Origin of the sequence: Bartonella sp. AU18XJBT, assembly GCF_028618595.1 — a bacterium.
GTDB lineage: Bacteria > Pseudomonadota > Alphaproteobacteria > Rhizobiales > Rhizobiaceae > Bartonella.
This window is the reverse complement of sequence record NZ_JAQITE010000042.1, coordinates 7,501-10,330: the sequence shown is the minus strand read 5'-3', so window position 1 is coordinate 10,330 and position 2,830 is coordinate 7,501. Positions and strand designations below refer to the sequence as shown.

General features: G+C 36.9%; 2 protein-coding genes. One reads left to right on the top strand and one right to left on the bottom strand.

The genetic code is table 11. From position 1 onward, the window contains the following. On the top strand, window positions 1–181 hold a 181-nt coding region (locus PVV60_RS08575), incomplete at its 5' end, for a hypothetical protein (protein WP_273724293.1). Between the two features lie 1,196 nt (window positions 182–1,377). Here PVV60_RS08575 and PVV60_RS08570 read toward each other — a convergent pair. Then, window positions 1,378–1,533 (bottom strand): hypothetical protein, encoded by a 156-nt coding sequence (locus PVV60_RS08570; RefSeq protein WP_273724291.1) that lies wholly within the window; start codon window positions 1,531–1,533, stop codon window positions 1,378–1,380. Window positions 1,534–2,830 lie beyond the last annotated feature (1,297 nt).

The following is a 2,830-nucleotide window of genomic DNA, read 5'->3' as shown; positions in this document are numbered from 1 at the left end:
TATCATCCTCTCATCCTCTTATCTGATAAAAGACATTATCCATAAATCACAATTTTTCCATGTTTGCTTTATGCGGAAATCTCAATTTATTCGCACCTCAAGCTCTGAAAAAATAAAATCCTTTTTTCAAACGACTGAATATCCTATAGTGCTTGATGGTGATTTAGTAGAAATTAAATAAGATCAGAGTATAACTTCATAGATAGGTTCTTCATTATCATTGGAATCTTACATGTTTTTTTCCTTGCCCTTAGCGCAATGAACTCTTTCCATAAAAGCATTTCGAATAAAATAAAACACAACCTTTAAAGTGCTTTTCACAAAAGTATATTTAAGGTAGGGTAAAAAATTATCCGATCTGTAGCTCCTTGTACAGAGGATAGAGAGAGACGACCTTGCGTATAAAGTGATCACGTGCTCTATAACTTCTCCTTCCCCACTGCCAGTTTCTGTTCAAACGTCAATACCAATGGCTGCAAAAGCACAAAGCCACCCCTTCTTATAAAACACAACGACTTAGATTGCTTACACCTTAGCAATCAATTCAAGTGATATAGAGTGCGAAAAAGCAGTATGGATTACCGGAATTTGATCTGATCATTTGTGGCAAAGCATACCGTACCACTGAAGCTGTGTTGAGAACAGTAGATCGGAATTTATCAAGGTTCATGAAACAGCGTTATCCAAGGTAAAAAGCGACTTTGTGTTACCTGCGTTTCTGATGCAATGTTTAGTCCAAAAGAAATTTCTTTTTTATGTCATGTTCTCAAAGACGACATATTTTTTAGCATTTCTTTAAGCAGCTATAACGAAGTTCTAGTTTAAAATCACTCGTGTGAAAGATATGCTGTTAGTTTTAAGGTATTATCTCAAGCTATTATGTGTTCACATTTTCACAGACGGTGATATCTCTGAATTTCTTTATTATAAAATTGCTGCAAGAATGTTCTGCCGGCTTTAAAGAGACAAAAGACCATCCATAGCTGCTTTTCTAACTCTATAAAGAGAGAAAATCTGAGTTGAGATTTAATCCCTGCAAAGCCTTTATGCGTATAAATTACATATTCTATAAAGCCCCAGTTCTAATAAAAGCAATATAGATGGAAGTTTGAGTGAAGAAGTATATCTTGTGAGGATTAAGAAGTATGGCTTTCTGGTAAAAATATTGTTCTAGCTCTATAACAAGTAGTATTTAGAGCAAGTGGAATAAGGAGATAAGATAGAAGAAAGTCTTTTTTCTAATCACCATAAGATTTTGTGCTCTTAGGATTACTTGAGAATTATCTTTAGACTTAAGGTCCCCTATCACCTCGGCATAACCTTCTCTATAGCTTATAAAAGCCGATATTCTATAACGGGGGATAAAATTTATTGTGATCACACCGCCCTATGGTTCTCCCCCTCCTCGTTGCCAGTTTCTGTTCCAACGTCAGTACCAATTGTTGCAAAAGCACAAAGCCATTTCTTCTTTTTCTCACGACAGAAGATTTTTGCCTCATCATGCTTGTTTCTAAAAAAGATTGCAAAAATCATCACTCCTTCAAAGAACATACCACCCTAGAAGCGGCAAAAGGGGCTAGAGCAGATGGTCCAGAGATGGTGCGAGATTGCCCCTTTCAAAACAGATAGTACATTGCGCCAAAATTATCCAACAAGGATAGGGCTATGCAGCTTATGGAAGTTTTTTCTCTTAAGTTGCTTTATGTAATGTTAGGATAGATGTAAGAAGCTTTTTCAGCTCTCCAGACGCTTTTATAGTATGGATTGGATTTGTGCGTTTATGTCTCACACTATTTACCACCCATGTTTTTTCTCCCTCCTGACATTGAGCAAAATTAATTGTCCAATAAGGATAAAATCACCCGTTTCCCAGCCCTCTCGTTGGTCATCTCGCAAAAGTGCTGTACATCCCGCTTGGAGCGTTGGTAACACTGCCTCATCACTTATATGCCCATGAGTTTATAGGCGTTTTGACAAATCAATGGTTCATCGCTCCCATTGCCTCTAAAGCAAAGGATGCGTACGTTGTGTAAAAATAAGTATAGTAGAACGACTATAGCTCTTTTTTGGAAGGATTGAGAAATAGGTTTTTAAGATAGAACGGTGAGTACAGCTTTTTAATGGCATGTCTATATGGGCTATTGCGTTTTTGAGAGAGGGAAGATTTTCAAGCCCCCCCTCAAGCTATAGCCTTACGGGTGTTTAAGCTCTCGTACATTTTGTTCTGCTTTCATGATGCTTCCATTATGCTCCATCTAGAATGAAGGTTTATTTTGAAAGTTCTCTAATGAAGGATGATAGGATAGCAATAAGACTTTTCCTCATATAGCAACGCTGCTTTACAAGGATGTACCTTGGATGTAATATAGACGAACAAATATAGTATGAGCGATGGTGCACTATAAGCTTTATAGTACAAATTATTAGGTTAAGAAAGAAGATATTGATCGTTTTTATAGCAGCCAGTTAGAAAAAGATCCTCACCTGTCATATTCTTATCGATAGCACCAAAACAGAGTGGAGAGATAATGCTTCTCATAATTTTGCAGTCCAAGAGATCCGGATTCACAAGGACTAATCTGTTTGATTGAGAAAATGGTCAAATAGATTGGAGTCCTTTTGAAGAAACAAGAGAAACGGCGCTTAAGAAAAAAGAACCGAAAAAGCTTTTAGATCATCAACAAGAAGCGCTTACAGCTTGTTTTGTGAGGGTTTCTAAAAGAAGCAGACCGTGGCGAATTGATTATGGCGTATGGAATGAGAAAGTCCTTAGTAGTTAAAATAGCAGAAACTCTTACAGGGAAAGGCAAGCCATGTTTTATTTTTTGTA